Origin of the sequence: Porphyromonas sp. CAG:1061 (assembly GCF_000435035.1) — a bacterium.
In the GTDB taxonomy this organism is placed as follows: Bacteria; Bacteroidota; Bacteroidia; order Bacteroidales; family Porphyromonadaceae; genus Porphyromonas_A; species Porphyromonas_A somerae.
On sequence record NZ_HF988859.1, the window covers coordinates 1 to 3,956 of the forward strand.

At 52.0% G+C, this 3,956-nt stretch carries 2 protein-coding genes; both read right to left on the minus strand.

The genetic code is table 11. The annotated features are described in order from the left end of the window. Positions 1-2,588: S41 family peptidase (locus tag QVO39_RS01475; protein WP_288171441.1), on the minus strand; the 2,588-nt coding region annotated here is incomplete at its 3' end. Positions 2,589-2,749: 161 nt separating this feature from the next. Further along, on the minus strand, positions 2,750-3,787 hold the full coding sequence (locus QVO39_RS01480) for an NAD-dependent epimerase/dehydratase family protein (protein WP_021902716.1): 1,038 nt from the start codon (positions 3,785-3,787) through the stop codon (positions 2,750-2,752). Positions 3,788-3,956: the final 169 nt, after the last annotated feature.

The window sequence follows — 3,956 nt, forward strand, 5'->3', positions numbered from 1 at the left end:
ACCTGCTCCTCTACCTCCTTTTGGTCGGTGCCCTTGAGGGTGAGAGTTATCCACTCACCAGTGTGCCCATTGATATAGTACTCAATCGGCTTATCGGGGGCGATCTCTTCGCCATTCACCTTGGTGATGATCACCCCTGGCTTAGCTATAGACTTCGCCTTGTCCATTGGGCCACCAGGGATCACTTCGGCGATCTTCACGCCTACCCCCTCGTAGCTATCATCGTAGAATAGTCCGAGCGAAGCGGTTGATCTATTAGCAGGGCGACCACCGTATCTTGCCCCAGTGTGAGAGGCATTGAGCTCACCGAGTAGCTCGGAGAGCATCTCGGCATAGTCGTAGTTATTATTGATCTCAGGGAGGAAGGCACGATAGTTATCGGCATAGCCTTGCCAATCAACGCCGTGAAGGTCCTTATCGTAGAACTTATTCGCCACCTGCTTCACCACGTGGTCGAACATATACTCACGCTCCTTAGCACCACGGTACTCAAACTTTGCAGCAAAGGTGATAGGGGTCTTGCTCTTACCCTCAATCTTGTACATTCCCTTGCCAGAGAATAGGTAGAGGGTCTTGCCATCCTTGCCCATCTCTAGCAGTCCATTGCCCACGTCGGCGAGTAGCATCTCCGTCTTTTTCTCGGCCAGATCCATCTCGTAGAGGTTAGTGGCATCGTCGAAGTAGGCGAGGTAGTAGAGCTTATCGCCCTTAGGATTCATCGCAAAGTCGCTTTGGAAACCGCTAGTACGTGTAAGGCGTACAGTGCGGTAGTCGCGCTGTGCGAGGTCGAAGGTAAGTGGAGCGACCACTTTGGTCTCCTCCTTTGCCTTTTTATCCTTCTTACCTTTCTTATCCTCTTTCTTGTCGTCGTCCTTTTCCTCCTTCTTTGGTAGCAACTTCTCACGCTCCTCCTTATCGAGGATAAATGCGTCGTAAGCCTCTTGGTCTAAGAACATGAGGTAGAGGTCGTACTCAGCTCCCCAGCTACCATGGCTGCGGTATCCAGCTCTATCGGAAGCAAAAATGATGCCTTTGCCATTGAGTACGAAGCGACCTGCACCCTCTGAGTAACCACTCTCGGTGAGGTTGTGGGTGGTGCCACTGCCGTCGGCCTTGATGATGGCCACATCCTTATTATTCCATCCACCGATGCCAATATACTCTGTGATGATCCACTTGCTATCGGGGCTCCAAGCGAAGTCTTGGTCGCCATCGGAGTAGGAGTATTGGTACTTCTTATTCATCACCTCTCGCTCCGCCTTGCTGGCGAGGTTGAGGACGTAGATAGCCGAGCGATCACGTAGGAAGGCGATCTCTTTGCCATCGGGGCTAAATTCGGGCTGGAACGAAGGTAGCTCGGTATTATTGGTGAGCTGTGTCTCCTTGAACTCTTTGGCGTAGACAAACTCCTTATCCGCCTCCCTCGCCAGTTCAGTCATATAGAGATTCCACTGTCCACCTCGTTCGGCAGAGTAGACCAGCTTTCGGCCATCCGGGCTCCAGGTGAGGTCTCTCTCCTGCTCGGGGGTATTGGTGATGCGGCGAGTGGTGCCGTACTCGATATTGGTGACAAAGACATCGCCACGGACTATAAAGGCCACCTCCTTTTCATTGGGAGATAATGCGTAGTCCGTCGCCCCTCGGGTGATGGTACGATACTCCACTTCAGGCTTGGAGTAGTCGGCGACTACCTGCAGTGCCACCTTGGTAGGCTCCCCACCAAGTGGCATATAGTAGAGCTCTCCATTCCACGAAAAGGCCACGTTGCCCCTCCCGTCCATACTCATATAGCGCACAGGGTGCTTCTCGAAGTGGGTCAGCTGTACTGGTGCCTTTCCTTCTAGGCTTCCCTTATATATATTGAGTGTGCCATCTGCCTCGCTGGTGTAAAGGTACTCCCTTTGCCCAGGAAGCCAAAGGGCATTGCGGTCTTCGCCCTTGAAGGTGGTGAGCTTTTGGTGCTTATTATCGGTAGGATTGTAGAGCCAAATATCACGAGTCACAGAGGAGGTGTGGTGCTTTCGGAACTTATCCTCGTACCCTTTGAGGTCAGTGTAAAGAATTCGTCCGTCGGCACCTATTGAAGGCTCTATCATCGTGATGGCTGAGAACATCTTGGGCCGGCTACCCGATATCTTTTGCTGATAAAGCTGGGTGAACATTCCTGAGGGGAAGAGCCCCATCTCCTTGGCAGGACGAATATAGCTATCAAAGAGAATGGTCTCATCATCGAGAAAGGCAACTGGGATCTGCCGTGTGCTACCGAGGGTCACTCTGGTGGCATTTCCTCCGATACGTGAGGTGATATAGACATTGAAGTTGCCCTCTCTATCCGAGGCGAAGGCGAGCTTTTGCCCATCTTTGCTCCAAACGGGTGCTTGGTCGTAAGCGGGGTGAGAGGTGATCTGCCTGGCCAATCCACCAGATACTGGCACCGTGTAGAGGTCGCCCATGTAGGTAAAGGCGATTTCCTTTCCGTCGGGGCTCAGGGCAGTTTGCCGTACCCAGCGAGGTTCGTGGCTCTGTGCTAGAGCTGATAGGGCTAGTAGGCTGGTAGCTCCTACTAGGAGTAGCTTTTTGATGGTCATAATAAATGAGTTATAGATTTATGATATCTTATATTACTGAGACTTTGCACGCAGGATGAGATGGTAGGCGCTGAGGATGAGGGCGATGGGAGCGTACTCACGTACGTGACCGAGCCCGAATTCCGAAAGCAACGCCGCAGATCGCCTGCGCGCAAAGCCTCCTACTTATTTTCTGGCTCACGGAAGTAAAGGTGCATCGCCTCTTCATCTTGCTCCACCCATGCTTTGTAGGGCTCGCTCTTGGAGAGGAGATAGCTCTTTACGATTTTGCGTGTTGCCTTTGCCGCCACTCGAGCCACCCAAGAGGTGCTCTTCTCTACCGCCTGGTAGTAGTCGGTGAGGGTATCTCTGCGGAAGTGGAGGATATCCTCTAGCTCCTGCCCATCCTCATAGTAGCCACAGTGGAAGTTTTTGGTGGCAAAAGCGTGAGAAGGGAAGTCTAGGGCTCCTAAGCCAAAGAGCTCAAAGTTTTTGGCCAAAAACTCTCCGTAAGTGGTGGTGCACTCTGCTCCTCCGCCGAGGTTGAATATCTTGCCCTCTACCTCATCTAGGTACTCTAAGGTATATACAAATGCTCTAGCGGTATCACGAGGGGTGGCGATCTCCATAATCTGCTCTAGGGGCATCCGAAACATGAGTTTACCTACGTGGTGGTTGCCGACACCCATAATCGCTGCAAGGCGGTAGATGGTCCAGCTAAGCTTACTCTCTTGTACCAGCCGCTCCATAGCGATCTTGGTCTCGGCGTAGTTGTCGCCCTCCGCAGGGGTGAGTGGGTCGGAGACTTTGATGTAAGGGTCGAGCAGACGGTCGCCGTAGGTGGCCACACTCGAGGCGATGGCGATAAAGGCGTTGGGGGAGTGCTGCTCTAGCTGATTGATCAGGTTTTTCGTGCCCTCTACATTGACCTTCTGAGCTAGCTCTGGTCGGTCGTGTGCCAAAGGAGGAATCACCGAAGCCATGTGCAGCACCACATCTACATCGGTGGTGGGCTCCACCAAGCTCTCGGGATCGGTGATATCGCCAAAATATACCTTGAGGGCTCCTTCGTAGCGGTCGAAGAACTCTCGGTTGCGAGGGTTGTCGAGGTCAAAGACCCGCAGCTCATACTGCCCACTCGCTACTAGTTGCTTCACTATCTCTCTACCAATACTACCGCCAGCACCGGTCAGTAGCACGCTCTTTTTTGTGTTGCTCATCTTGTTGTTTTTATCTAAAGATTATTATCTGTTTTAGATGGCTAAGATACCAATTATCTAGCAGACAACGCTAAGAAATAGGGCACTCTTTCAGAGGGGGTGCTTTAAGAAGTATAAACTAAAGTTACAGTCTTAACATGGGTAGCTTGTCCTAGACAAGCGGGTAAGG